This window comes from Roseibium sp. QJM3NY_11, assembly GCF_056173175.1.
The window spans coordinates 3,951,576-3,974,137 of the sequence record NZ_CM149660.1; the positions used below are offsets into that span (position 1 = coordinate 3,951,576).

Here is a 22,562-nt window from a genome sequence, read left to right on the forward strand (position 1 = left end):
GGTTCGAAAAGAAACCCGGGGGCGGTAACAGGGATACTGCGCCATGACAACGACTCCCATGAGGATCGTGCATTGTGTTCGCTCGCCTATCGGCGGAATTTTCCGCCATATCCGCGATCTGGCAACCAGCCAGGCGGCAGCGGGACATGATGTCGGACTGATTTGCGACAGCAGCACGGGCAGTGCTTTTGACAACCAGCTTCTGGAAGAGCTCAGGCCGAAGCTCGCGCTCGGCCTCGCGCGGTTCCCGATGCAACGTCAGCTGACGATCAAGGACATGTCCGCGACTCTGTCCCTCTACAGGCATATCCGGGACCTGAAAGCCGACGTTCTGCATGGGCATGGCGCCAAGGGCGGTGCCTATGTCCGCCTGATCGGCAGCTTTCTTGCCATGCGCGGCCAGAAGATCGCCCGCGTTTACTGCCCGCACGGCGGCAGTCTGCATTACGATCCCAATCGCCTCGAAGGACGGATCTACCACGCGCTCGAGCGGCTGATGGGCCACCTTACGGACGGTCTGGTGTTCGTCTCCGATTACGAAGCGTCCGCCTATGAAAGCAAGATCGGCCTGCCCCGGGCGAAATCGCGCATTGTCTACAACGGACTTCTTCCCGAGGAATTCGCCCCCGTCGAGGTCCCGGACGATGCGGCCGATTTTCTCTATATCGGCATGCTCCGCGACCTGAAGGGGCCCGATCTCTTCATCGAGGCCCTCTACAACATCCGCCTGAAAAACGGCGAGGCACCCAAGGCGCATATTGTCGGCGAAGGTCCGGAAGAGGACCGTTACCGCAACATGGTCACCAGGCTCGGCCTTGAGCGCGCGGTGACCTTTCACGGCGCCCTGCCCGCCCGTGAAGCCTTCAAGCTCGCGAAAACGGTGGTTATCCCGTCGCGTGCGGAGGCCATGCCCTACATCATTCTGGAGACGGTCGCCGCGGAGCGCCCGCTGATCGCGACCCGCGTCGGCGGCATCCCCGAGATCTTCGGCCGCTATGCCCACAGGCTGGTCGACCCCGGGCATATCGGCAAGCTGACCACCGCCATGGAAGCGGCCATCGAAGACCCGGCGAAAATGACCAAGGAGGCCGGGGAACTGCGCGGCTGCCTGGCCGAGACCTTCTCCGTCGATCTGATGAACGACCGGATCACCACCTTGTACCAGGACATCAAGGGCATCCTGCCGGCCGACGGCGCGGTGCCTGTAGCCACGGACAGCGCGTCCGCGGCGTCACGCGCCCAGGCGGTTTATGCAAGATCGAGCAACCGATAATGAGCGATCCCGCTTTCAAGCCGACCGACCCGGTTGACCCGCCTCCCACTGCAGGCGGGTCCGGCCTGGTCCATAGACTGGAAAAACACTACCGCCACACCGTTCACGGCGTGTCCGGACCGGCGAATATCGAGTTGCTGTCAGCGGCCGGGTCCGGCCTGACCGCCGAAGCGACCGAGATCGCACGCGGTCTCGGCGGCAAGGGCATCTCCATACCCGTTCTGGCCGGCGCGGTCCGCCTGACGGATATCGTGCTGATTGCGGGCACCGCGCTGGCGGCTGCCTTCACCAGCCCCGAGGCGGCCGGGATAGGCCTCTCGAATCTTTTCGCGACGGCAGCCGCCATCCTGTTCGCACTCGCCTTCTTTCAGGCAGCGGACGTTTATCAGGTCCCTGTCATGCGTCAGGGTATTTCACAACTCGGACGGGTCGCGGCCGGCTGGACGCTGGTTTTCGCCATGTTCGCCGTGCTCCGCTCGACCACCGGAATAGGGTCTGCCCTGTCCGATGCCTGGATCGGAGCGTGGTACGCTCTCGCCCTGACCGGCTTCTGCCTGTCGCGGATCGTCGTCTACCGGCGGGTGCGTCACTGGATGAGTTCCGGGCGGCTTGAGCGGCGCGCGATCATCGTCGGCGGCGGCACCGCCGCCCAGGAACTGATCCACGACCTTGAAGCGCAGGCCGACAACGACATCCGGATCTGCGGCATTTTCGACGACCGGTCCAACGACCGGTCGCCTCCGGTTGTCGCGGGCTACCCGAAGCTGGGCAACATCAGCGCTCTGGTCGAATTCGCCCGCCTGGCGCGGATCGACATGCTGATCGTGTGCATTCCGCTGCGTGCCGAGAAGCGGGTTCTGGAACTCTTGCAGAAACTCTGGATCCTGCCAGTGGACATCCGTCTGTCCGCCCATACCGACAAGGTCCGGTTCCGCAACCGGGGCGCAAGCTTCATCGGAACAGTGCCGTTTGTTGACGTTGTCGAAAAACCGATCGCCGACTGGGACATGGTCGCGAAGCGGATCTTCGATCTGGTGTTCGCATCGGCGGCGATCGTCGCCCTGTTCCCGGTCATGATCGCGACGGCTGCCGCGATCAGGCTGGACAGCAAGGGCCCGGTCCTGTTCCGCCAGAAGCGGTACGGCTTCAACAACGAGATCATCGAGGTCCTCAAGTTCCGCTCGATGTACACGGAGATGGCGGATCCGGATGCTCGCAAGGTGGTGACCAAAGGCGACTCCCGTGTCACACGGGTCGGCCGGTTCATCCGCAAGACATCGATCGACGAATTGCCACAGCTCTTCAACGTTCTGGGGGGCAGCCTGTCGCTGGTCGGGCCGCGCCCGCATGCGGTCAATGCCCACACCGACGACAAGACCTGGGACGATGTGGTCGACGGCTATTTCGCGCGCCACAAGGTCAAGCCGGGCGTGACCGGCTGGGCCCAGATCAACGGCTGGCGCGGCGAAGTCGACACGCCTGAAAAGATCCAGAAACGGGTCGAGTGCAACGTCTACTACATCGAGAACTGGTCGATCCTGTTCGACCTGAGGATCCTGCTGCTGACGCCGCTCTGCCTGCTCAACACGGAGAACGCCTATTGAGCCTCGCAGCCGCCCCTTTCGGCGGCGCGCCGGCCGCGCGCCCGCACTTCGGCCTTCCGGCAAGAAGCCTGGGCAATAGCGGCCTGTGGATTGCGGTCTTTCTGTCGGGGTTCGTGATCGAGGAACCCGCCCCCTATGAACTCTACATGGCGCTGCTCACGGTTGTCTGGCTTGCCTGCGGGCTGAGACTGCGCCGCGAATTCGGTCCCCTGATCATCTGCCTGATGCTCTACGTCGCCGGCGGTGTCGCCTCTGTTCCGATGGCCAGGGAAATGGGCGATGCGATCATGTATATCGCCATCTCCGGCTTTCTGGCGGTCACCGCCATCTTCTACGCCGCAATCATCGCCGACGACCCGACGAGGTGCCGCGTCATACAGAACGGCTACACCGTCAGTGCCGTTCTGGTGGCCGCCATCGGCATTGCCGGATATTTCAAGCTGTTTCCGGGCGCGGAATATTTCACCCTGTACGACCGGGCCCGCGGCACGTTTCAGGACCCGAACGTGTTCGGTCCGTTTCTCGTGTTGCCGACCGTTCTGTTGATCCGGAAACTGCTGACCGACAGCGTGCTCAGAAACCTGCATCTGCTGGTGCCGCTCGCCATTCTGCTCCTGGCGATCTTCCTGAGCTTTTCGAGGGGAGCCTGGGGGGCCCTGTTCGCGTCCGTCCTGCTGGTCTATTTCCTCGCGCTTGTTGGCGAGCGCAGCGGCGCGCGCAAGGCACGGCTGGTGTTTCTGGGAATTTTCGGCGTTCTCGCCGTCTTCGCACTTGTCGCCGCGGCCCTGTCCATCGACACGGTGGCCGACATGTTCGAGCAGCGCGCCAGGCTGGTGCAGGAGTATGACGGCGCCCGGCTCGGCCGGTTCGCGCGTTACGCGCTCGGCTTCGAACTGGTGATGGAGTATCCTCTCGGTCTCGGACCGCTGGAATTCAACAAGTTTTTCCCCGAAGACGAGCACAATGTCTACCTGAAAGGGTTCACGACCTATGGCTGGCTCGGCGGCACCGTCTACATCCTGATGGCGGTGTGGACCCTGTGCGCGATGGTACCGCTTCTGTTCCGCACCCGCCCGTGGACCGGGTTCACGCAATGCATCTTTGCCGTCTTCGCCGCGCACCTGGTCCTGTCGGTTGTCATCGATACGGACCACTGGCGGCACATGTACATGCTCTATGGCCTTGCCTGGGGCCTGATCGCTGCGGAGAAGCTCGGCCGGGGCCGCCAGCACAATGAACCCTTGCGCTTGAGCAATCCGGCACCAGCGAACCGCCTCTGAAAGCAGTCCCTTCATAGCCGGACCGGCCCTCAACAAGTCGCTTGCACTCGCCTTGCGAACAAGTTAGTTAGGGTCCGTTCGGGCAGTAGCGCAGCCTGGTAGCGCACTTCACTGGGGGTGAAGGGGTCGTCGGTTCAAATCCGGCCTGCCCGACCAAACATTTCAATAACTTATAGAAGTTGACCAGATTTCTTTGCAATGAAACCGCAATGAAATGCCAGTAGCTGTCGGCTTTTAGCCTCATGACGCGGGCATTTGATGGGCCCGGAGGGACGAGGAAAATCTCGATTTTGCTTTAGAAAGCAGACCTGAGCTGTACCATGTTGCCGAGATCGCGCCTATTTGAAATCAAGGCGTTAGAATGGGTGTGTCCCACGGCCGGCACAGCTCGTTAGGCGAAAGCCCCTTAGGTTCGGAACCAAAAGCGAGCCAGCGCTGAGAGCAAAATTTTGGTTGCACACTTTATTTGATATACTTTTGACGAGAATCAAGAATTGCCCCCACCAGAGGTTATTCGAAAATGACATCTGAAATTTGCATGATGAACAGGCTGGCGGTTGTCCTGGCTGCGGACTCGGCTTCAACAGTTCGCCGCTGGAATGATGGACATCAAGAGGAGCGCTATTTCAAAGGTGCGAACAAGATTTTTCAACTTTCGAACGCCCATCCTGTGGGGCTAATGATATTTGATTCAGCTGAAGTGTTGAACGTACCATGGGAAATAATAATAAAATCATTTCGGAATGAACTCGATTCTAAATCATTCAATACAATCAAAGAATATGCAGAAGAATTATTCAATTACCTAAGCGGCGCGCAGACTCACTTATTCCCCGAGGAAGTTCAAAATAAATCAGTAAAATCCTCCACGATGGGGATCCTGATTAGTTGGGTCGCAAATGCAATCGATAATGTAAAAGTCGAAGAGCGCGGGGGAGCCGTTGACGCTATTTTTTCTGACAACGCCTCAAAAGTTGACGCAATACCTGTACCTGATTTTGTAGGCGAAGAGCTTAAAGAAAAGGTCGTTGGCGACATCAAGGCTGACGTATTCGAAGGGTTGCAAGAGTTTCTCGACCAGATGGAGATTGAAGCGCCAGAAAGTGCTGACCGCGCCGCCGTAGCCGCGATCAGTCTTGTTCTAAAAGATCCGGATCGGTATCTCGGCACAACTGGGCTCGTGTTCGCCGGCTACGGAGACCACCAAACGTTTCCTTCAATGGTTTCGTACACTTCTTTTGGAACAGTGGGCGGCAGACACATTTACCGGGAAGACGGCAACAAAGACATCGATCACGAGGACCCTGCTTGGTTATCAGGGTTCGCACAGAAGTCCATGACGGACACCTTCACGACCGGTCTCAGCCAGGATGTCTATGTGTCCGTCATGAATGCACTCTCTGAAAGCTTGAAGAAATTTGCGGAAGAAGTAGCTTCGCAATCCGGCGGAGACCTGACCGCTATTGGGGACATCGATCAACTAGTCGAGAACGCCAAGGATCAGGTCACCGACGATGTCTTCGATAGAGCCTGGAGAGACCATGCAATCCCAATGAGAAATGTCCTCAGACACTTGCCGTTGGAAGAAATGGCAGAGCTTGCCGAAACCTTAATAAATCTTCAATCGTTGAAGGAGAAGGTTACAAAACCTTCAGAAACGGTGGGAGGCCCAATTGATGTCGCAATCATCACGAAACATGAGGGCCTAGTCTGGATTAAACGGAAGCACTATTTTAATCTGGAGTTGAATCCTCGATTCATGCATAGACAGAAGTCACTCCATTCCTAATGTCGGGAGATAGACCATGACGAACGCATCTAACGCCCTTCGCAAAGCGATCGACGCGCGAACTGGACGTGATGTTTCTGGGTCTCAGAATAAAGAAGAAAAAATAGAACGTTCTGGCGAGAGCATCACTATCTACCAAAAGTTCGTGAACGCTATCAACGACGCGAGCGATCGTCAGATTGAAGAAACGCTAAACTGCCGCTGAGTGTTTTACTCGAAGTGACCGGGGCGGCGCATAGCCGCTCTTTTTCTTTGCGGCCTACTTATCTGAGAACAATTCGAAAAAGCAAATCATAGCTCCCGCTTTAATCCTGCACTGTCTCACGACGTCGGATGACGCCCGACGCAGTTCCCCAGTTCCGATACCGTTTTCTCGCCCTTCAGGGCATCCAGGGCGACTTTCGCCTTGAGTTCCAGCGAGTGCTGCTTGCGTTTCGACATCTCTGATCTCCTTGTGCTTGAAGACCAGCAGACAACAAATCGTTGCTTACGTCAGTGTCCGAATTTCGGGGGGGGGGGGGAGCTCAGGTGACCGCTTTCGGCGGAGATATCATCGTCATCGAAATAACATTGAGCGATTCTTCAATCGGATGAAGCGCTTTCGGCGCATCGCTACGCGTTGATGAGTCCATGGACGAGCATTTGACGCTGAATTCATGCCTGGTAACCTTTTAGAAACCGCGCCTGAACAATCAGGCCTCGGTCTTCAGCCCCGGTCAAAAAAGATGGATTTGCGGATGATTGCGTGAACGCCCCAGTTGCCGTCGACGACCTGGGTGACGCCGAAGTCGACCCCCGCGCTCATCACCATAATGGCCTCATCTTCCATAAGTCCGTGGGTGCTCATCAGGAACCGGCGGGTCTTTCGGAAGGCATCCTTCATGGCAAGGTCGAGCGAGGACTTGGCATAGACCTCGCCCTGTCCCTTGACGCCGAATTCGGCAAGATAGTTCGGATGACTAAAACCGGTCAGCACCCACTCTTCGGGTGTTTCGATCAACGGATAGGTGAGGTCGGAAAAAATCCCGCCCTTCTTGTGCAGGACGACCGTCAGCCGACCGGTCATGGAGCATTCGATGGCCGTGCCGGCAACCTCCCCGTCCCCTTGCGAGGCATGGGGATCGCCGATGGAAAGCAGGGCGCCCGGCACGGAGACCGGCAGATAGACCGACGCCCCCTTGCCGAGGCGCCAGTTGTCGATGTTGCCGCCGAAATAGGCCGGCGGCACGCTGTCGACCAGATCGGCCTCACGCGGCGCGACCGCAATGACCCCGAAATGGGGTCGAAGCGGAATGCGAATGCCGGAAAGCACTGGCGACAGCCTTTCGATCGTAGCCGGATCTACCGGCACACCCGGGTAGTCATAGGTCTTGTGGATGACACCGAAGGGATCCTTCTGCGGTGTCCAGCGATAGGCGTAATGTGCCCTCGCAAAACCGCCGCCATCGCCATCGGGAAAGATTTCATAGACAAAAACGTTTTCCCGGGGCTTCGGCTCCTGCAGCAATTCGCCGTACTGATACCCCCACCAGGCAGCGACGGAACTGCCGAAATAGCGTCCCTCGTAATCGGGATTGCCGCTCGGACGCGGCACCATGTCGTCGATACGCACTTCCAGTACGTCGCCCGGCTCGGCCCCGTTCACATAGATCGGCCCAGTGCAGACATGCACGCCGAAACCCTCGCCTGCCCCGCGGCCGTAGACCGAGGCATCGATCGGCCCGGCGCCGCGCCGGTCAACGTTCTTCTTTTCCGCATTCCAGAAAAAGAACGTCTTCAGCGGCAGCATCGCCCTTGATGAAGAGCTCTGGATCGTCGGAGGAGTGCTGGGTCAGCGTTTCCACCTCGACAGTGTCTCCGGAAGAGATTTCCAGGACCGGGCGCACCGACCGGCCGAAATAACCCCAGTGCACCGTCTTCGAATTTGCCGGCAGGACATGATGCGTTCCGTCTGTGTCCGGCATTTCGGCAAGCTCGATGTCGTCAAACTGTGCTCCGCCGACGGCACTGCGCTTCCTGGTCTTGCGGTCGGTCAGTGCCTTCACCGGCCAGCCGCGCTGCTCTGTATTGGAGATTTCCAACAGGCTCTTCAGGTGATTGGTCCGGAAGGCACCGGGCGGAAAGCCGAAACGCTCCTTGAACAGCCGGTTGAAATTCGCTGGATCGGTAAAGCCGCAATTGTAGGCCACCTCGGAAATGGGAATGCGCAACTCGTCCGGCGCGACCAGTGCCATGCGCGCATGCTGCAACCGGCGCTCCCTGAGATAGTGGGTAAAGCTCTCGCCGTTCTGCTCGAAGAGCTTCTGCAGATAGCGCTCGGAAATACCTTCCTGCCGGGCGATCTTGCTGGCGGAGAGTTCCGGCTCCGCGAACCTGCGTTCGATGGCGAGCGTCAGCCTGCTGAACAATGCGGCCTGGCTGGAATTCACACTTGTATCGGCTGCCGACGAGGAAGCCGAGATGACAACCGTCAGGTACAGATCGGCAATCACCTGTTCAACGGATTGCCATTCAAGGTCACTCAGCCTTTCGAGTTCCGATGCCGCGGCCCGCAGTGACTGGAGAAAAACGTTGCCGACCCCTCTTGCGGTGACCGGCATCGGTGAGACGAGCGGAGACAGGCCGAAACGCTGGCCGTGCAACGCGGCCTCCGAAAGAGAGAAGACGGCAAGGTTTGTGTTCTGATCAAGGACAACTTCCCAGGCCCTGTCGGCCGGAAGCATCACGCCCTCACCCGGCCCGACCCTAAAACCGCCCGTTTCCGCCGTCACTTCGAAAGTTTCATCGAGCGACATCAGGACGAGAGGCAACCGGCCCTTGCGCGACATCGGTTTCAGGATTTGCGCGGCTGCGGTCAGCTTGCCCAGCAGCACGCCGTCCGCCTGCCCAAGAATGAGCGCAGCTGCGAAATGATCGAAGTCCGCTTCTGGCGAGTCCGAGCCAAGACTGAGGGCGGCAAGCACGTCCTGCCAGGCATGGCCTCGCGTATCGAGCGGATAGGATTCGCTGATGAACTGCCTGATATTCATTCCCTGATCCAAGGTGCCGGCCGGCACCTCTGAGGAACCGGCCATTTTATATTGCACCTGCGAAGGAAGGAATAACAGCCCCTTTCTCAATAGCACTTAAAGACGCTTTTCCGGAGGCTCCCGTGGACACCCCAGTTCGCATCGACCACTTGGGTGATGCCGAAGTCAGCCGCCACCGACATGAGAGAGATCGCCTCGTCCTCGGTAAGGCCATGTACCGTCATCAGAAACCGGCGCAATTTCCGGAACGCATCGCGCATGGCATTATCCAGGCTCGAGCTCTTGAGAATTTCGGACTGAGAATCAGGGCCGAGTTCGGCAAGGTAATTGGTGACGCTGAAACCGTAGACGGACCAAATGTCGTCATTTTCCAGAAGCGGGTGATCGAGCCCTTCCATCACGGTACCCGGCAGATCCGCCTTCTTGTGAAGAATGAATTCGAATTCGCCGGTCAACGAAATCTCGATGGCCGTGCCGCTGAGCTCGCTGTCACCCTGGGAGGCATGCGCATCGCCGACCGAGAAGAGCGCGCCCTGCACCGCAACCGGATAGAACATCCGTGCGCCCTTCGCGATCCGCCAGTCGTCCATGTTGCCGCCCGTATAGCTCGGTGGAATGGTGCTGACGAAATCGGCTTCCGCCGGGGCGACACCCATGGTGCCGAAATGAAGCCTGGCCGGGACTTTTACACCGGAAAGGATGCCTTCCTTCTTCGTGATCGTGTCGTGGTCGACCCTCACGCCGGGATAATCGATGGTCGGATGAACGATACCGTCCGGATCCGTCTGCGGCGTCCAGAGATAGGAGTAGAGCGCGGAGACCGTGGGCGGCTCGCTCATGTCCAGTTCATAGATCGTCACCACCTCGCGCGGCTTTGGCTCCTCCAGGTAGTCGTTGTACTGGAACCCCCAGTTGGCCGACGGGTTGGAACCGAAGAACCGTCCCTTGTACGCCGTGCTGGCGCTAGGACGTGGATAGGCATCTATGATGCGCACCTCGAGCACGTCCCCGGGTTCAGCGCCCTCGATCGCGACAGGACCGGTGAGGAGATGGACGCCGAGACCTTCGCCGGAGCCATGCTGATACGGTCCGTCTTCCGGGCCTGCCCCGCGGCGCTTGATCGTCTTTTCCTCGGCAGTCCAGAGAAAGATCTCTTCGGCCGCCGTATCCCCTGCGATCATGCGGGCATGATCGTCATTGGCATGATGGGTGATCGTTTCGATCGTGACCCGGTCGCCGGACTTGATGGTCAGTTGCGGTTCGAGCGTTTTGCTGAAATAGCCCCAGTGAACGGTGTCAGCGGTAGCAGGTAGAGTATGATGGGTCATCAGGGTCTCCGATCGTCAGGGTATGTTTTTCTTACAGGCTTCGCGGACGCGGCCTGACTGGTGTGCTGTCGACGCCGCCGACCAGGCGGCTCTGGTCTCAGCCAACGAGTTCCGGGTCTTCCTTCATGATCTGCAGGAACTGGCGGGTGCGGCTGTTGGAAGGCGCGCTGAGCATCTTTTCGGCGGGGCCCTGTTCGACGATCGCCCCGTCCGCGAGGAAGATGGCCCGGTCGGCAACGTCCTTCGCAAAGCTGATCTGGTGTGTCGAAATGAGCATTGTGAGCCCGTCCTCGACAGCCAACCGCCGGATGACCTCCAGCACTTCGCTGACGAGTTCCGGGTCGAGCGCCGACGTCGGCTCGTCGAGCAGCAGCACCGCCGGATTGGGCGCGAGCGCCCGGGCGATTGCCACCCGCTGCTGCTGGCCGCCGGACATGTGCCGCGGCAGCGCATCCGCCCGGTAAGTCAGTCCGACCCGTTCCAGAAGCTCGTCCGCCCTGCGGCCGGCTTCCCTGGGCGAAGCTTTCTGCACCCAGCGCAAGGGACCGGCGATGTTCTCGCGGGCACTGAGATGACCGAAGAGATTGAAGTTCTGGAACACCATGCCCACACCCACGGCGGCACGGGCGTTGGCGATGGCCGCCGGTGTGAGCTTCAGTCCGTTTTCGTCGACGCCAAGCTGACGCCCGAGCACGCGGATCGTCCCGCTGTCCCAGGATTCCAGACGGTTGATGCAGCGCAGCAGCGTGCTCTTGCCCGATCCGCTCGGTCCGAGAAGCGCCACGACCTCGCCAAGGCGAACGGTCAGGTCGAGACCGTCCAGCACCTTGCGACCGTCGTAGCTCTTGATCAGGTTTTCGATTTCGACAGCTGGCCGATTGGCCGAAATTGCCTGCGCACGCTTGCGCCTGTCGAGAGGCGCCATCGCCTTGCCCGAGGCGGGCGGCAGCGGCACTGCCGCGGTGTCCTCGCCCCCGGCGGGCTCCGCCTCCACTGGAAGCGGCGCGCGATACCAGGGCAGAAGCCGCGCGAACCGCGCCTTTGGGTCCGGGTGATCCAGATCCAGCATGATCTCCACGATAATCTGGATGACCGCGATGCTGCCGGCGAGAACCAGATACATCAGCCCGGAGGCGAAGAAGATCGAGAAGAAATCGAAGGTCGCCGAAGCAAGCTGCGTGCTGCGCAGGGTCAGTTCCTGAACAGAGACGACCGAGGCGAGTGAAGAGTTCTTGAGCGCGCTGACGGCCTCGTTGCCGAGCGCGGGCACCATGGTGCGGAACGCCTGGGGCGCGACGATGCGGATCATGGTAACTATCGGCGTCATGCCGAGAGCCTGGCCGGCGCTTGCCTGCCCGCGCTCCACGGCAATGATGTTCGCGCGGATGATCTCGGCAATGAAGGGCGCCTCGTTGAGCGCCAGCGCAAGACTTGCCGCCTCCAGAGCCGTCAGCTTGATGCCAATCATCGGCAGCGCATTGTAGCAGAAGATCATCTGAAGGATCAGCGGCGTCCCCCGGAAGATCACCGCATAAATACGCGCGAAAACGGAAAGTGCCCGAAATCGGCTCAATTGCATCGCGGCCAGGGCGATCCCCAGGAAGCCGCCGCCGATCAAGCCGAAAAAAGTGATCAGGACCGTGTAGACGATCCCGGTCATCAGATAGGGTTGGGTGAGGTAGTGAAGGAAGAGATCCATAAAAGCCTGCGCCTGTTTCCGGATTGTCGGAGCGGTCCGGAAAGGCTGCGCCCGGACCGCTCTTTCGCGAAGTTGGAACCCTATTCGGCAAGCACCAGCTTCGGCGTTTCCAGCTGGTCTTCCGGCAGGTTCCACTTCTTCATCAGTTCGACCTGGAGACCGGATTTCTGGATTTCTGTCAGGGCCGCCATCACCGCATCGCGGAATTCGACATCGTTGCGTGGAACGGCGATGCCGACGGAATACGGCAGGGTGACCGCCGTCGCCTTTTCAAGCTGGTCCGGATAGGCCTTCACGGCACCGTCGACGGTGTTCACGTCGTTCACATAGGTGTCCGCGCGTCCCGACAGGATCGCCTGGATGCAGTTGGCGTTGTTTTCGTAAAGCTGGATTTCCGGAGCCGGCTTGCCGAGTTTCTCGCATTCCGCCGCAAGCGCCTCGATGAGCGGCACTTCCACATAGCCGGTGTTTTCGGCTGCGATCGCGCCGCACATGGTGGTGTTGATGCCGTCGATGCCCTTCGGGTTGCCCTTGGCGACCAGAACGCCGTCGAAGACCTTCAGATAAGTAATGAAGTCGGCAGCCTTCGCCCGATCGACCGTGGCGTAGATGTCCGAGATCACGATATCGGCCTGACCGGCCTGCAGCGTGGTGAGCAGGGCCGCGAAGGTGACCGCCTTGTAGGTCAGATCGAAACCGAGGCAATCGCCGATGGCTTCGCCCAGGTCGATGTCGAAACCGATGTATTTGGTCGGATCGTTCGGATCAATCGACTCATAGCCTGGTGTATGCGGGTTTATCGCATTGACCAGGGTCTTACCCTTCAGGTCCGGATATTTGGCCTGCAGATCCGCGCAGGCGGCAGGGATCGCGGTTTCGGCCTGCGCCGAAGCCGTTGCGGTCAGAATCGAACCGGCGAAAGCGGTTGCGATCATGGTCACCGCGAAGAAGGCGCCTGCACTCGATCTGGCCAGCGAATGTGTGCGTGTTGTCCCGGTAATCTTCATTTATCGCTCCGTTAGCTGGGTGAAAAGCTGTTGTCTGGATTTGACAACCGGAGCTTAAAGACAGTTCTGAATATCTGCGTTGTCGGCAGCCGCACTTTTTATTGTAATATATTGTTGGAAAACTTAGGAAATTACTATAAATGATCAAATATTACACATTCTATGCATAATAAATGGCCATATGATTGTTTTTTAGCTCTACTCGATATTCACTTTAACTTTGAGAACTTGGGACAGCATCAAACCGTGACAGGTCCAAAGCCCATTGGCATTCGAAGCCAGGGCCGCTTAAATGAGAACTCGGGGCGGAATCAATCCGTGACAGGTCCACAGGGCTCCGGCCTATTTTACCGATATGCAGGTACATTGGGCACGACTGAACACCTCCTGGGAAATACTGCCGAAAGTGGAGCTGTCGGACGGGGTGACACCGCGGGCACCCATGACAATGGTGCCGGCTTCGATCTCTTCCTGCATCTTGAGAATCTCATCCGCAGGCTTCCCGCTCACGATCGGCAACAATTCAAACGCCACTCCCTGGGCTCTGGCCTTTTCTCCAAAGTGATCGAGAATTATCTGGCCGATCTTGTACAGAACCTTGTCGGGAGCCGGACCCATGTTCGCGGACATCGCCTTGTTCAGGATTTGTTGCAACGGTTTTTCAAACTGACTGGAAATATCCAGCGCCATCAGGCCACTGGCATCCTTGCCCCGCAGCAAGGAGTGGAGAATATACAGGCGTCCCTGATACTTCGCGGTCAGATCCGAAGCAATCTTGAGGGCCTTCATCGAGTGGATGGAACCGTCCACCGGCAACAGGATTTTCTGCATGTTGTGTCGAGTGACCTTGGAAATTGACGGATAACACGAGGGACAATTGACCTGCCACCGACCGATATCCAGCGGCGACGTGAGTCCGGCTGGAATTTACGCCGGTTGGCGCTGGTTGAGCAAGCGCCCGATCCGCCGAGCTGTGCCCGACAGTCGACCAGGATTGCCGGTGAAGCGCCGCCTGGAGGTCCTTCGGGCGGCTCTGCGCGTCCTGTCCGATACACCGCGTCACCCTGCTTCACGCGTCTGGCCGAAGGGCCTCCAAAGGCGGTCAGATGGAACATGATCACCCTTCCCTGGCATGAGACAGAACCAGCAGGATCTGGCCGAAGACAAGCGGCAGGAAACTCATCGAGAGCGCAAGAACAAACCCTTCGGTTCCGGGCCATTGCAGGCCCAGGACACCGGCAAGACCTGAATGTCCCAATGCGAGTGCCAGCAGGCCGATGCAGAGCGCCAGCGCGGCCCAGACGAAACCATTTGTGCTGACATCATTGCGCAGCAAGGCCGCGGACGGCCGCCTGACATTGAAGACGTTCCAGAGTTGGGCCAGGGCCAAGGTCAGGAACGCGACGGTCACCGCCTTCCCGGTGCCCAGTTCGAACCAGAAAAGCGCCGACACGAAGGCACCGAGAGTCGCGCCGGTGATCGCGCCGCCGAGCAGGCCTATCTGGATCCATCTCGACCTGTCGACGATCGGTTCGGCCGGATCGCGCGGTGGTTCCCGCATGGTGGCGTCGTCTCCCTGCCCGAGACCCAGCGCAAAGGCCGGGAAGACATCGGTGACAAGATTCAGGAACAGGATCTGCAGCGGCAGCAGCGGCACCGGCAGACCGACACCGACGGCGATGCCGACAATGAGGACTTCGCTGACATTGCACGACATCAGGTAGATCACGAATTTGCGGATGTTCTCGAAGATGGTGCGACCCTGGTGCATGGCCGCGATAATCGTCGCGAAGGCATCGTCCTTCAGAACGATGTCGGATGCCTCGCGCGCCACCTCAGTTCCGCGCAGTCCCATGGCAATCCCGATATCGGCCTGTTTCAGCGCCGGGGCGTCATTGACGCCGTCGCCAGTCATGGCAACGACATGGCCCTTGTCCTGAAAAAACGACACCAGCTTGAGCTTGGTGTCGGGCGCCACCCGGGCAAAGACATCCGTCTGAAGCAGCCGTTCCTGAGTCTGCTCATCGGCCGTTTCCGGGTCGATGCCGGCAAGGTCGCGCGCCGTCAGCACCTTCAGCGGCCCAGTGCCCAGACCGGTGCCCAGACCAGTGCCGAGACCGGCCTGCTGTGCGATCTTGGCGGCGGTGTCCGCGTGATCCCCGGTCATCATGACGACGCGCACGCCCGCGTCCAGACTGGCCCTGATGGCGGCCGGAACATCCGCGCGCAAGGGATCGAGAAAGCAGACCAGCCCGACCAGCGTCAGTCCCTCGTAGGGATCCTCGGATGGCGATGCCGCCGTCTTCATGGCCAGGGCCAGAACCCGCAACCCGGATTTTGCCGCGTGTCCGGCGCGTTCGCGCCAATCGTCGAGATCCCCGTCGCTCATTTCCCGAGCGCCATCGGCGGTCAAAACCGACCGCGACACTTCCAGAACGCATTCCGGTGCGCCCTTCACAGCGTAAACGCTGTCGTCCTCCCGGGACACCACCGTCGCCATCATCTTGCGAACGGGATCGAATGCATGTTGCCTGACCTGCCGGAACTCGCCGGCAAGCGACGCCCGCGTGAGGTCCGCCTTGGCGGCTGCGGCCAGCAGGGCGATTTCCATGGGATCGCCGATCCGGGCTCCCCCGTCGTGCTCGACCGGCTCGGCCGTGTTGCAAAGGACGCCGATCCTCAGGGCCCAGGTCAGGCTGTCCGATCCGGCAGGATCGCCGCCGCTGGCCACGGCAGGGAACGGATCGCCCGATCTGTCGCGGGCGACCTCGACGTTGCCGCCGTCAAGCAGATAGCTGACCACCGACATCCTGTTTTCCGTCAAGGTGCCGGTCTTGTCGGTCAGGACAAGGGTCGTCGCTCCGAGGGTTTCCACCGAGGAAAGCCGGGTGACGATCGCGTTGCGGGCCGCCATCCGCAACATGCCGCGCGCCAGGCAGAGCGTTGCCACGACCGGAAGCCCTTCGGGGATCGCCGCCACGGCCAGGGCCACGCCGGTCTTGATCATGTCGGGAATGGAATTGCCCCACATGATGCCCGCCAGGCTGGTCAGCGCGGCCAGCGCCAGCGTCAGCCAGACCAGCTTGTGGCCGAGCGTGTCGAGACGCTGCTCCAGCGGAGAGGCTTCTGCGTCCGCCGCCTCGGTGAGCGTGCTGATATGGCCCAGTTGCGTCGCCATCCCTATCGCAACCACAATCCCCTCCCCGAGCCCCTGGGTGACCGACGTTCCGCTGAACGCCATGTTGGTGCGGTCTGCCACATGGGTGCCGGGTGCAATGGCGTCGGTCTGTTTCGCAACAGGCACGGATTCGCCGGTGAGAAGGGATTCATCGCAAAAGAGGCTCGATACCTTCACAAGCCGCAGGTCCGCGGTGATCACGTCACCGGCTTCAAGGACGACAACGTCGCCCGGGACCAGTTCATGCGCATCGATCTCCCGGACCTGCCCGTCCCTGCGCACGCGCGAGCGCACGTGGGTGATGCGCATGAGCGCTTCCATCGACCGGGCGGCGCGCAACTCGGTGAAGAACCCGATCGCGCCATTGAGCAGCAGCACGATCACGATCGCGATCGCATCCGCGAGATCTCCCAGAATGAACGACAGGACCGACGCGCCGGCGAGCAGCCAGACGATGATGCCGGTGAACTGGTGGGCAAGGATGAGTGCCGTGCTCCGGGTCTTGTGCTCGCGCAACCGGTTGGCACCATGGATCCGGCGCCGGCGCGCGGCTTCGGCCGCCGTCAGCCCGAGCGAGGGCTGCGTCCTGCAGCGCGCGGCGATCTCCGCCGCGTCAAGAGCAAACGCAGTCTCCAGGTTTCCGGTTGCCTCAGTTGTCACGCGTGTCACGCCTTCCGGTTCGTCGCCGCCAAAGGGCGGCAGTCTCGAGCGGTGCCCCCATTTCGCCAAGTAGGTAGCAATCCGTATCTCGGGGCGGGTTGGACCTCATCACGCGGGGCTCCGGCCCGGTCCCATTTCCGCGGCACAGGAAACCGCAGCGTCACATGCGCCGCCGCACCCATCGGCGAGTAAGTATTTGATCCCGGCTTGTGCCCGGCACATCATGCCGGTGATACTCGTTCTCCCGGTCAGCCGGCCGGCACTTCCTCCCTTGCAAAGAAACAGGCCATGTCCATCAAGACAATCCTCGCGATCACGGAATTCAAGACAGCTCTGGACAATATCAGGCTGGCCACCGCCGTGGCCCGCACGCACGATGCTCACCTGACCGTCCTCAATATCGGTGAGGTGCCGAACCTTCCCTTCTACGGATACGGCGGGCACGGCTTTGTCCAGATCTGGTCCGAAGAGTGCGACCAGCGCAAGGTGGAACTCGCCGAGGTCAACACGCGGATGGACCAGCTGCTCGCGCGCGAAGGCCTTTCCTATGACCTTCGGCCCTTTCTGTCCTCGACGGAACGGGAGGACAATCTGGTGGCGCGCCACGCGATCTACTGCGACCTGGCGGTGGTTCTGCGCACCGCCGAGCAGGACCTGAACACGATCGAGAAAAATGCCATCGATGGCGCCCTGTTCGATTCCGGCCGTCCCGTCCTTTATGTTCCCAAGGCTTCGGCCCCGGAGACGTCCGGCCAGCGAATCATGATCGCCTGGAACGCCCGCCGGGAAGCCGCCCGTGCGGTGAGCGATGCCCTGCCGTTTCTGAAAAAGGCACAGGAGATCGATCTCCTTGTCGTGGATCCGGTGGTCGGCGAGGAGGATCACGGCCAGGAACCGGGCAGCGACATGGCGCTGATCCTGTCCCGGCATGGGCTGAAGCTCACCGTCAGAACCGTCGCCTCCGAAGGAAAGCCGGTTTCGGAGGTTTTGCTCGGGACGGCCCGGGATCTCAAGAGCGACCTGATCGTCATGGGCGCCTACGGGCATTCCAGGCTCCGCCAGAACATCCTGGGGGGCACGACGTCGGAAATGCTCGAGAACAGCGACGTTCCCCTGCTGCTGTCGCGCTGACAGGCCGGGCGTGCGGGATGCCGCGTTTTCATGCCGCCCCGCGCTGGAGGGGCCGCCGATACCTTGGAAGGCCCCGCTGTTCTAGCGGCCTCACCGCCGATGGCGGCAAGGAGGACGTGATGAACAGGCAGGCGGCTGTTTTCTAATCCGGAACCGGAAAACCCTAGCCGTCATTCGGCTTTGCATGTGGTGTCGGCTCCACCATCGCCGGGGGATCGCTGGCTGGAAACGATTCATCGAGGGCTTCGTCGAGAAGGTCTTCCCGATGTTTCCGGTCCTGCTTCGACATGTCGTCGCTCTTCAGGTTTTTTCCCGTATCTTTCGTATCTTGCGCCATTTCTCGTCTCCACAAACCGGATCGCTCGTTGTGGAGATGGGACCACGTCCAGACCGCCGGTGCATTGATCGGCGTCAACATGCAGATACCAGCGCGCCTGTGTGACCCGGATCGTCGAGACATCGAGGGGCCTGGTGAAGAAAGCCGCGTGGAAGAGTGGGCTGCGGAGACAGCCACCCTGTCCGCCGAGGCGTTCAGGCTGCCTCGCGCTTCGCCCGCTGGACCCGGCCGACGAAATCCGACAGCCAGGCGATCTCCTTCAGATAGACTTCCATGGAGAGCGAGGCGAGTTCCATCAGCAACGCCTGCGGATCCGGATTGTCGAATCCGGTCTCGCGCAGAAAAACCTGATACTCTTCAGAAAATGCCTTCGGCACACGCATTGCGGTCTCATGTCCTTCGGGGCACGCATCCAGTGGGCACAGTCGGCACCGCCTTCAGAAACAGTCAGGTTTTCACGCGCCGCGCGATATCGTCAGTTCTGCCATTTCCTCACTATCCCCAGGCCCTGTCCTCAAAGCCGGGGGAACCTTGAAAAATTGCAGACACCGGTTGCCGGGAACCGATTTTTGCCTTGCAACCGGCAGGTCAAATCCTTGACCCTGCCAAGAATCACAAGTCTATCCGATGATGCACCGCCCCAAGAGTCCCTCATGAGCCCGTCCACAGACCTTTCCTTCACCCCGCTTTCAGACGACTTCGCCAAGGACCCCTATCGCTATTATGCAGCGCTGCGTGACCGGGAGGGGCTGACATGGTTCGAGGATTTCGATGTCTGGCTGGCCGCCCGCTACGACGACGTGTCGGAGATTGTCCTGCACGACAGCATGGTGCGCTCCATGGACCAGATTGCCGACGCGGACGAGATCGCAGCTCAGAAACGGGCCCAGAACTGGCACGACATGCCGCACCATTCCCGGTTCGTGCAATTTTCCCTGCTGGACAGCGACGGAGAGGTCCATGACCGGTTGCGCAAGCAGGTGTTCAGGCTGTTCACGCCGGTGATGGTCGGCAGGCTCCGGGATGGCATCCAGGCCTATGTCGACGGCCTGTTCGATCGCCTGGCCGAGCGAACGGAGATCGATTTCACCGACGACCTGGCGGCCCACGTGCCCGGTCACATCATCGGCCGTGTGCTTGGGGTGCCGGACGAGGACTGCCCGCAACTGCGGGTCTGGTCGGAAAACATCGTCCAGTATTTCGACATCGACCGCTCCGATGCGCGCAAGGCGCTGGCCGAGCAGAACACGACCGAGTTCTATCACTATCTTCTGGAGCTGAAAGCGGCGCGCGCGGTGGATCCGCGCGATGACCTGCTGTCGCTGATGATCGAGGCGGAACGGACAGGTCAGATGAGCCACGACGAGTTCATCTCCACCGCCATGCTGATCCTGATGGCGGGACACGGTTCGACCATCGACGTGCTCGGCAGCGGTCTGCATGCCTTGTTGATGTTTCCAGGGGAGATGCAACGCCTGCGCGACGACCCCGGCCTGATGAAGACGGCCGTGCAGGAGATGTTCCGCTTCGAGGCGCCCCTGCCCTTTTTCCACCGCTACTGCACCGAGGATGTCGAGATCGGCGGACAGTCCTTCGAGCGTGGCACCAAGTTCGGCGTTCTTTACGGAGCCGCCAACCGGGACCCCGCGCAGTTTCCCGGCGCCGACCGTTTCGATGCCGGCCGGACGCCCAACCGGCACATTGCCTTCGGCCGCGGCGCCCACTTCTGCCTTGGCAACCATCTTGCCCGGCTCGACATGGACATCATCTTCACGACGCTGCTGAAACGGTTCAGGTCCATCGAGCTGGCAGAACCGGAGGTGCGCTATAAACGCGGACTTTCGGTCCGTGGGCCGCAGGCGCTTCGAATTCGCTGGCAGGCCACCTGAACATGCTTGCCGTGGTCCCGGCGCACCGGTATTCCTGTCTCAAGTCTCTCCAGTCTGGATAACATCATGCGCCTCACCCTGGCATTCGCGTCCTTCCTTGCCCTGGCACCTGTTTGTGCAGGCTTTGCGCAAGCTGCCGATCCCGGCCCACGGCCCGCCTGGCTGGTCAGCCAGATGGAAGACGGACCGCTTAAGGACCGGCTCGCGGCCTGTATCGGCCAACCGGTCAGACCCACGCTGTTTTCCATCGGCCACCGGGGCGCGCCGCTGCAATTTCCCGAGCACACGGAAGAAGGCTACCGTGCGGCCAGCCTAATGGGCGCAGGCATCGTGGAATGCGACGTCACCTTCACCAGGGACAAGGAACTGGTCTGCAGGCATTCCCAGAACGACCTGCACACGACGACCGATATCCTGGTGACGGATCTGGCCGGCAAATGCACGCAGGGCTTTACCCCGGCCAAGGGCGACACCCCGGCCTCCGCCGAGTGCCGGACCTCGGACCTGAGCCTGAAGGAATTCAGGTCATTGCGCGGCAAGATGGATGGTGCCGACACGTCCGCACAGTCCGCAAAGGCCTATCTCGACGGCACCGCGCCGTGGCGCACCGAGCTTTATGCCGGAACGGGCACGCTGATGACCCATGCGGAATCGATTGATCTATTCAGGAAGCTCGGTGTGAAGTTCATGCCGGAACTGAAAGCGCCGAAGGTCGCGATGCCGTTCGAGGGCTATTCTCAAGCCGATTATGCCCAGGCCCTGATCGACGATTACAAGGCCGCCGGCGTTCCGCCGGAAGACGTTTACCCGCAGTCCTTCAGCCTGGACGATGTGCTTTACTGGATCGGGAACGAACCGGAATTCGGCAGACAGGCTGTGTTCCTCGACGCACGCCGCGACCTGGACCCGGCCGACCCGGAGACATTCTCCCCGTCGATGGAAGAGCTGAAGACGATGGGCGTCAACTATATCGCCCCGCCCCTGTTCGTTCTGCTCACCCTTGAAGACGGCCGGATCGTTCCGTCAGCCTATGCGCGCGCCGCAAAGGCCGCCGATCTCGAAATCATTACCTGGACGCTGGAGCGGTCGGGTCCGCTGACTTCCGGCGGTGGCTGGTATTACCAGAGCATCAGCGAGGCCATCGATGGCGACGGCAGGATGCTGGAAGTCGTTGACGTTCTGGCTCGCGACGTCGGTGTCCGTGGCATATTCTCGGACTGGCCGGCGACGACGAGTTTCTATGCGTCCTGCATGGGTCTGGAGTGACATGCACCGGTCCGGCATTGAAGATGCTGCGCGGATGCTTTGCCAAAACCCAAGGCAAAAACCCAGGGCAAAAACCGTGATTTATTCCGGGACTTGCTTCACATGACCGGAACAATGGGGCCGGCCAAAGGCTGCATGCCGCTTCAGCGCGCCTGGTCAAGTGCGCGCTTGCACTCAAGCAATTCAAACAGGGTGGCCTGAAGGCGGCGGATATCTTCCTTCGTCACGGCGGACGCTGCCGCGGGTCCGTTCGGCGCCGGCTTTTCGCCGCGCAACCGGCCGAGGATATTGAAACTGCCTGGCTGGGCATGTTCCGCCGCGTCCAGTGTCTCCTCCGCCAGAACACCGCTCGGAAGCGTTTCCTGCTGGCCGTTCGGCACCGGATGCGCCGCGGCGGCCTGCTCGCGCGTGCCTGCAGCAGAAGCCATTTCGGAAGGATCTGTCCGGGAAGCGACGGCCGGCACCGAAGGGACGGGTTCGTGCCGGATCTGCATGACGAAGCGCGGCCCCTGCTCTTTCAGGATGCGCTGGACGCCCTTGATGGTGTAGCCCTCGCCATAGAGAAGATGGCGAATTCCCTTGAGCAATTCGACGTCATCGGGCCGGTAATAGCGCCGTCCTCCGCCCCGCTTGAGCGGTTTGATCTGGGAAAATCTGGTTTCCCAGAAGCGCAGAACATGCTGCGGCAAGTCCAGGTCTTCAGCGACTTCGCTTATGGTGCGAAAGGCGTCGGGGCTTTTGTCCTGCGAGCTCATACGGTCTTGTTATTTGCTGGTCTGACCCGTCAGCGCATCATTGATCCGCTGCTTTAAAACGTTGGATGGCTTGAACACCATCACTCGGCGCGGTGAAATAGGCACTTCCTCGCCGGTCTTCGGATTGCGGCCGATACGCTCCCCCTTGGAGCGGACCACAAATGAACCGAAGCTTGACAATTTTACCGATTCTCCGGTCACAAGACAGTCGGAAATTTCAGAAAGTACACGTTCGACCAATTCGGACGATTCCGTACGCGAGAGGCCCACTTTCTGATAGACGGCTTCACACAGGTCCGCCCGGGTAATAGTCCGATTGCCCATAACCCCTCCTCGA

17 protein-coding genes, 1 tRNA gene and 1 pseudogene are annotated in these 22,562 nt (G+C 60.4%); 9 read left to right on the forward strand and 10 right to left on the reverse strand.

Translation table 11 applies throughout. The annotated features are described in order from the left end of the window. Positions 1-43: 43 nt before the first annotated feature. The 6 genes from AC0VX3_RS18135 to AC0VX3_RS18160 all read left to right on the forward strand — a co-directional run bounded on the left by AC0VX3_RS18135 (position 44) and on the right by AC0VX3_RS18160 (position 6,151). Positions 44-1,273: a glycosyltransferase family 4 protein gene (locus tag AC0VX3_RS18135; protein WP_475521683.1), complete on the forward strand. Its 1,230-nt coding sequence runs from the start codon at positions 44-46 to the stop codon at positions 1,271-1,273. Continuing rightward, entirely contained in the window at positions 1,273-2,877 is a 1,605-nt protein-coding gene (locus tag AC0VX3_RS18140) for an undecaprenyl-phosphate glucose phosphotransferase (RefSeq protein WP_475521684.1), read from the forward strand. Before AC0VX3_RS18135 ends, AC0VX3_RS18140 begins: the two co-directional genes overlap by 1 nt. Then, on the forward strand, positions 2,874-4,157 hold the full coding sequence (locus AC0VX3_RS18145) for an O-antigen ligase family protein (protein WP_475521685.1): 1,284 nt from the start codon (positions 2,874-2,876) through the stop codon (positions 4,155-4,157). The genes AC0VX3_RS18140 and AC0VX3_RS18145 overlap by 4 nt, the downstream gene beginning before the upstream one ends. A gap of 79 nt (positions 4,158-4,236) precedes the next feature. Continuing rightward, positions 4,237-4,313: transfer RNA gene (locus AC0VX3_RS18150), tRNA-Pro, on the forward strand. 364 nt (positions 4,314-4,677) lie between these two features. Further along, on the forward strand, positions 4,678-5,946 hold the full coding sequence (locus AC0VX3_RS18155) for a hypothetical protein (RefSeq protein WP_475521686.1): 1,269 nt from the start codon (positions 4,678-4,680) through the stop codon (positions 5,944-5,946). Between the two features lie 16 nt (positions 5,947-5,962). After that, on the forward strand, positions 5,963-6,151 hold the full coding sequence (locus tag AC0VX3_RS18160; protein WP_475521687.1) for a hypothetical protein: 189 nt from the start codon (positions 5,963-5,965) through the stop codon (positions 6,149-6,151). A gap of 501 nt (positions 6,152-6,652) precedes the next feature. Here the strand turns inward: AC0VX3_RS18160 and AC0VX3_RS18165 are convergent. The 6 genes and pseudogenes from AC0VX3_RS18165 to AC0VX3_RS18190 all read right to left on the reverse strand — a co-directional run bounded on the left by AC0VX3_RS18165 (position 6,653) and on the right by AC0VX3_RS18190 (position 16,847). Next, positions 6,653-8,975, reverse strand: a pseudogene (locus AC0VX3_RS18165) (acetamidase/formamidase family protein). An 86-nt stretch (positions 8,976-9,061) separates the two neighbouring features. After that, positions 9,062-10,303 carry an acetamidase/formamidase family protein gene (locus tag AC0VX3_RS18170; protein ID WP_475521688.1) on the reverse strand — a complete coding sequence of 414 codons (1,242 nt, stop codon included), beginning with the start codon at positions 10,301-10,303 and terminating at the stop codon, positions 9,062-9,064. Positions 10,304-10,400: 97 nt separating this feature from the next. Then, positions 10,401-12,002 carry an amino acid ABC transporter permease/ATP-binding protein gene (locus AC0VX3_RS18175; RefSeq protein WP_475521689.1) on the reverse strand — a complete coding sequence of 534 codons (1,602 nt, stop codon included), beginning with the start codon at positions 12,000-12,002 and terminating at the stop codon, positions 10,401-10,403. Positions 12,003-12,082: 80 nt separating this feature from the next. Next, entirely contained in the window at positions 12,083-12,937 is an 855-nt protein-coding gene (locus tag AC0VX3_RS18180) for an ABC transporter substrate-binding protein (protein WP_475525201.1), read from the reverse strand. A 414-nt stretch (positions 12,938-13,351) separates the two neighbouring features. Next, positions 13,352-13,840: a universal stress protein gene (locus AC0VX3_RS18185; RefSeq protein ID WP_475521690.1), complete on the reverse strand. Its 489-nt coding sequence runs from the start codon at positions 13,838-13,840 to the stop codon at positions 13,352-13,354. 286 nt (positions 13,841-14,126) lie between these two features. After that, a complete protein-coding gene (locus AC0VX3_RS18190) occupies positions 14,127-16,847 on the reverse strand; it encodes a cation-translocating P-type ATPase (RefSeq protein WP_475521691.1) in 2,721 nt (906 codons plus the stop codon). 288 nt (positions 16,848-17,135) lie between these two features. On the opposite strand from AC0VX3_RS18190, the gene AC0VX3_RS18195 reads away from it, so the two are divergent. Beyond that, a complete protein-coding gene (locus tag AC0VX3_RS18195; protein WP_475521692.1) occupies positions 17,136-17,978 on the forward strand; it encodes a universal stress protein in 843 nt (280 codons plus the stop codon). Positions 17,979-18,141: 163 nt separating this feature from the next. Here the strand turns inward: AC0VX3_RS18195 and AC0VX3_RS18200 are convergent, their stop codons facing one another. After that, complete coding sequence (locus AC0VX3_RS18200; protein WP_475521693.1) at positions 18,142-18,315, reverse strand: hypothetical protein; 174 nt, start codon at positions 18,313-18,315, stop codon at positions 18,142-18,144. A 194-nt stretch (positions 18,316-18,509) separates the two neighbouring features. Then, on the reverse strand, positions 18,510-18,698 hold the full coding sequence (locus AC0VX3_RS18205) for a hypothetical protein (RefSeq protein ID WP_348148363.1): 189 nt from the start codon (positions 18,696-18,698) through the stop codon (positions 18,510-18,512). Between the two features lie 270 nt (positions 18,699-18,968). Between AC0VX3_RS18205 and AC0VX3_RS18210 the strand changes: the two genes are divergently transcribed. Together AC0VX3_RS18210 and AC0VX3_RS18215 are read left to right on the forward strand one after the other, a co-directional pair. After that, positions 18,969-20,204 carry a cytochrome P450 gene (locus AC0VX3_RS18210; RefSeq protein WP_475521694.1) on the forward strand — a complete coding sequence of 412 codons (1,236 nt, stop codon included), beginning with the start codon at positions 18,969-18,971 and terminating at the stop codon, positions 20,202-20,204. Positions 20,205-20,270: 66 nt separating this feature from the next. After that, positions 20,271-21,470: a glycerophosphodiester phosphodiesterase family protein gene (locus AC0VX3_RS18215; protein ID WP_475521695.1), complete on the forward strand. Its 1,200-nt coding sequence runs from the start codon at positions 20,271-20,273 to the stop codon at positions 21,468-21,470. A 143-nt stretch (positions 21,471-21,613) separates the two neighbouring features. Here AC0VX3_RS18215 and AC0VX3_RS18220 read toward each other — a convergent pair whose 3' ends face one another. Together AC0VX3_RS18220 and AC0VX3_RS18225 are read right to left on the reverse strand one after the other, a co-directional pair. After that, positions 21,614-22,225 (reverse strand): MerR family transcriptional regulator, encoded by a 612-nt coding sequence (locus tag AC0VX3_RS18220; protein WP_475521696.1) that lies wholly within the window; start codon positions 22,223-22,225, stop codon positions 21,614-21,616. A gap of 9 nt (positions 22,226-22,234) precedes the next feature. Then, entirely contained in the window at positions 22,235-22,549 is a 315-nt protein-coding gene (locus AC0VX3_RS18225; protein WP_342894371.1) for an integration host factor subunit alpha, read from the reverse strand. Positions 22,550-22,562: the final 13 nt, after the last annotated feature.

What these genes read in the sequence shown, in the direction of transcription:
- AC0VX3_RS18155 (WP_475521686.1), top strand. Translation starts at nt 4,678, where the DNA reads ATGACATCTGAAATTTGCATGATGAACAGGCTGGCGGTTGTCCTGGCT.
- AC0VX3_RS18205 (WP_348148363.1), bottom strand. Translation starts at nt 18,698, where the DNA reads ATGCGTGTGCCGAAGGCATTTTCTGAAGAGTATCAGGTTTTTCTGCGC.
- AC0VX3_RS18210 (WP_475521694.1), top strand. Translation starts at nt 18,969, where the DNA reads ATGAGCCCGTCCACAGACCTTTCCTTCACCCCGCTTTCAGACGACTTC.
- AC0VX3_RS18140 (WP_475521684.1), top strand. Translation starts at nt 1,273, where the DNA reads ATGAGCGATCCCGCTTTCAAGCCGACCGACCCGGTTGACCCGCCTCCC.
- AC0VX3_RS18180 (WP_475525201.1), bottom strand. Translation starts at nt 12,937, where the DNA reads ATGATCGCAACCGCTTTCGCCGGTTCGATTCTGACCGCAACGGCTTCG.
- AC0VX3_RS18195 (WP_475521692.1), top strand. Translation starts at nt 17,136, where the DNA reads ATGTCCATCAAGACAATCCTCGCGATCACGGAATTCAAGACAGCTCTG.
- AC0VX3_RS18175 (WP_475521689.1), bottom strand. Translation starts at nt 12,002, where the DNA reads ATGGATCTCTTCCTTCACTACCTCACCCAACCCTATCTGATGACCGGG.
- AC0VX3_RS18185 (WP_475521690.1), bottom strand. Translation starts at nt 13,840, where the DNA reads ATGCAGAAAATCCTGTTGCCGGTGGACGGTTCCATCCACTCGATGAAG.
- AC0VX3_RS18170 (WP_475521688.1), bottom strand. Translation starts at nt 10,303, where the DNA reads ATGACCCATCATACTCTACCTGCTACCGCTGACACCGTTCACTGGGGC.
- AC0VX3_RS18135 (WP_475521683.1), top strand. Translation starts at nt 44, where the DNA reads ATGACAACGACTCCCATGAGGATCGTGCATTGTGTTCGCTCGCCTATC.
- AC0VX3_RS18220 (WP_475521696.1), bottom strand. Translation starts at nt 22,225, where the DNA reads ATGAGCTCGCAGGACAAAAGCCCCGACGCCTTTCGCACCATAAGCGAA.
- AC0VX3_RS18215 (WP_475521695.1), top strand. Translation starts at nt 20,271, where the DNA reads ATGCGCCTCACCCTGGCATTCGCGTCCTTCCTTGCCCTGGCACCTGTT.
- AC0VX3_RS18200 (WP_475521693.1), bottom strand. Translation starts at nt 18,315, where the DNA reads ATGGCGCAAGATACGAAAGATACGGGAAAAAACCTGAAGAGCGACGAC.
- AC0VX3_RS18160 (WP_475521687.1), top strand. Translation starts at nt 5,963, where the DNA reads ATGACGAACGCATCTAACGCCCTTCGCAAAGCGATCGACGCGCGAACT.
- AC0VX3_RS18225 (WP_342894371.1), bottom strand. Translation starts at nt 22,549, where the DNA reads ATGGGCAATCGGACTATTACCCGGGCGGACCTGTGTGAAGCCGTCTAT.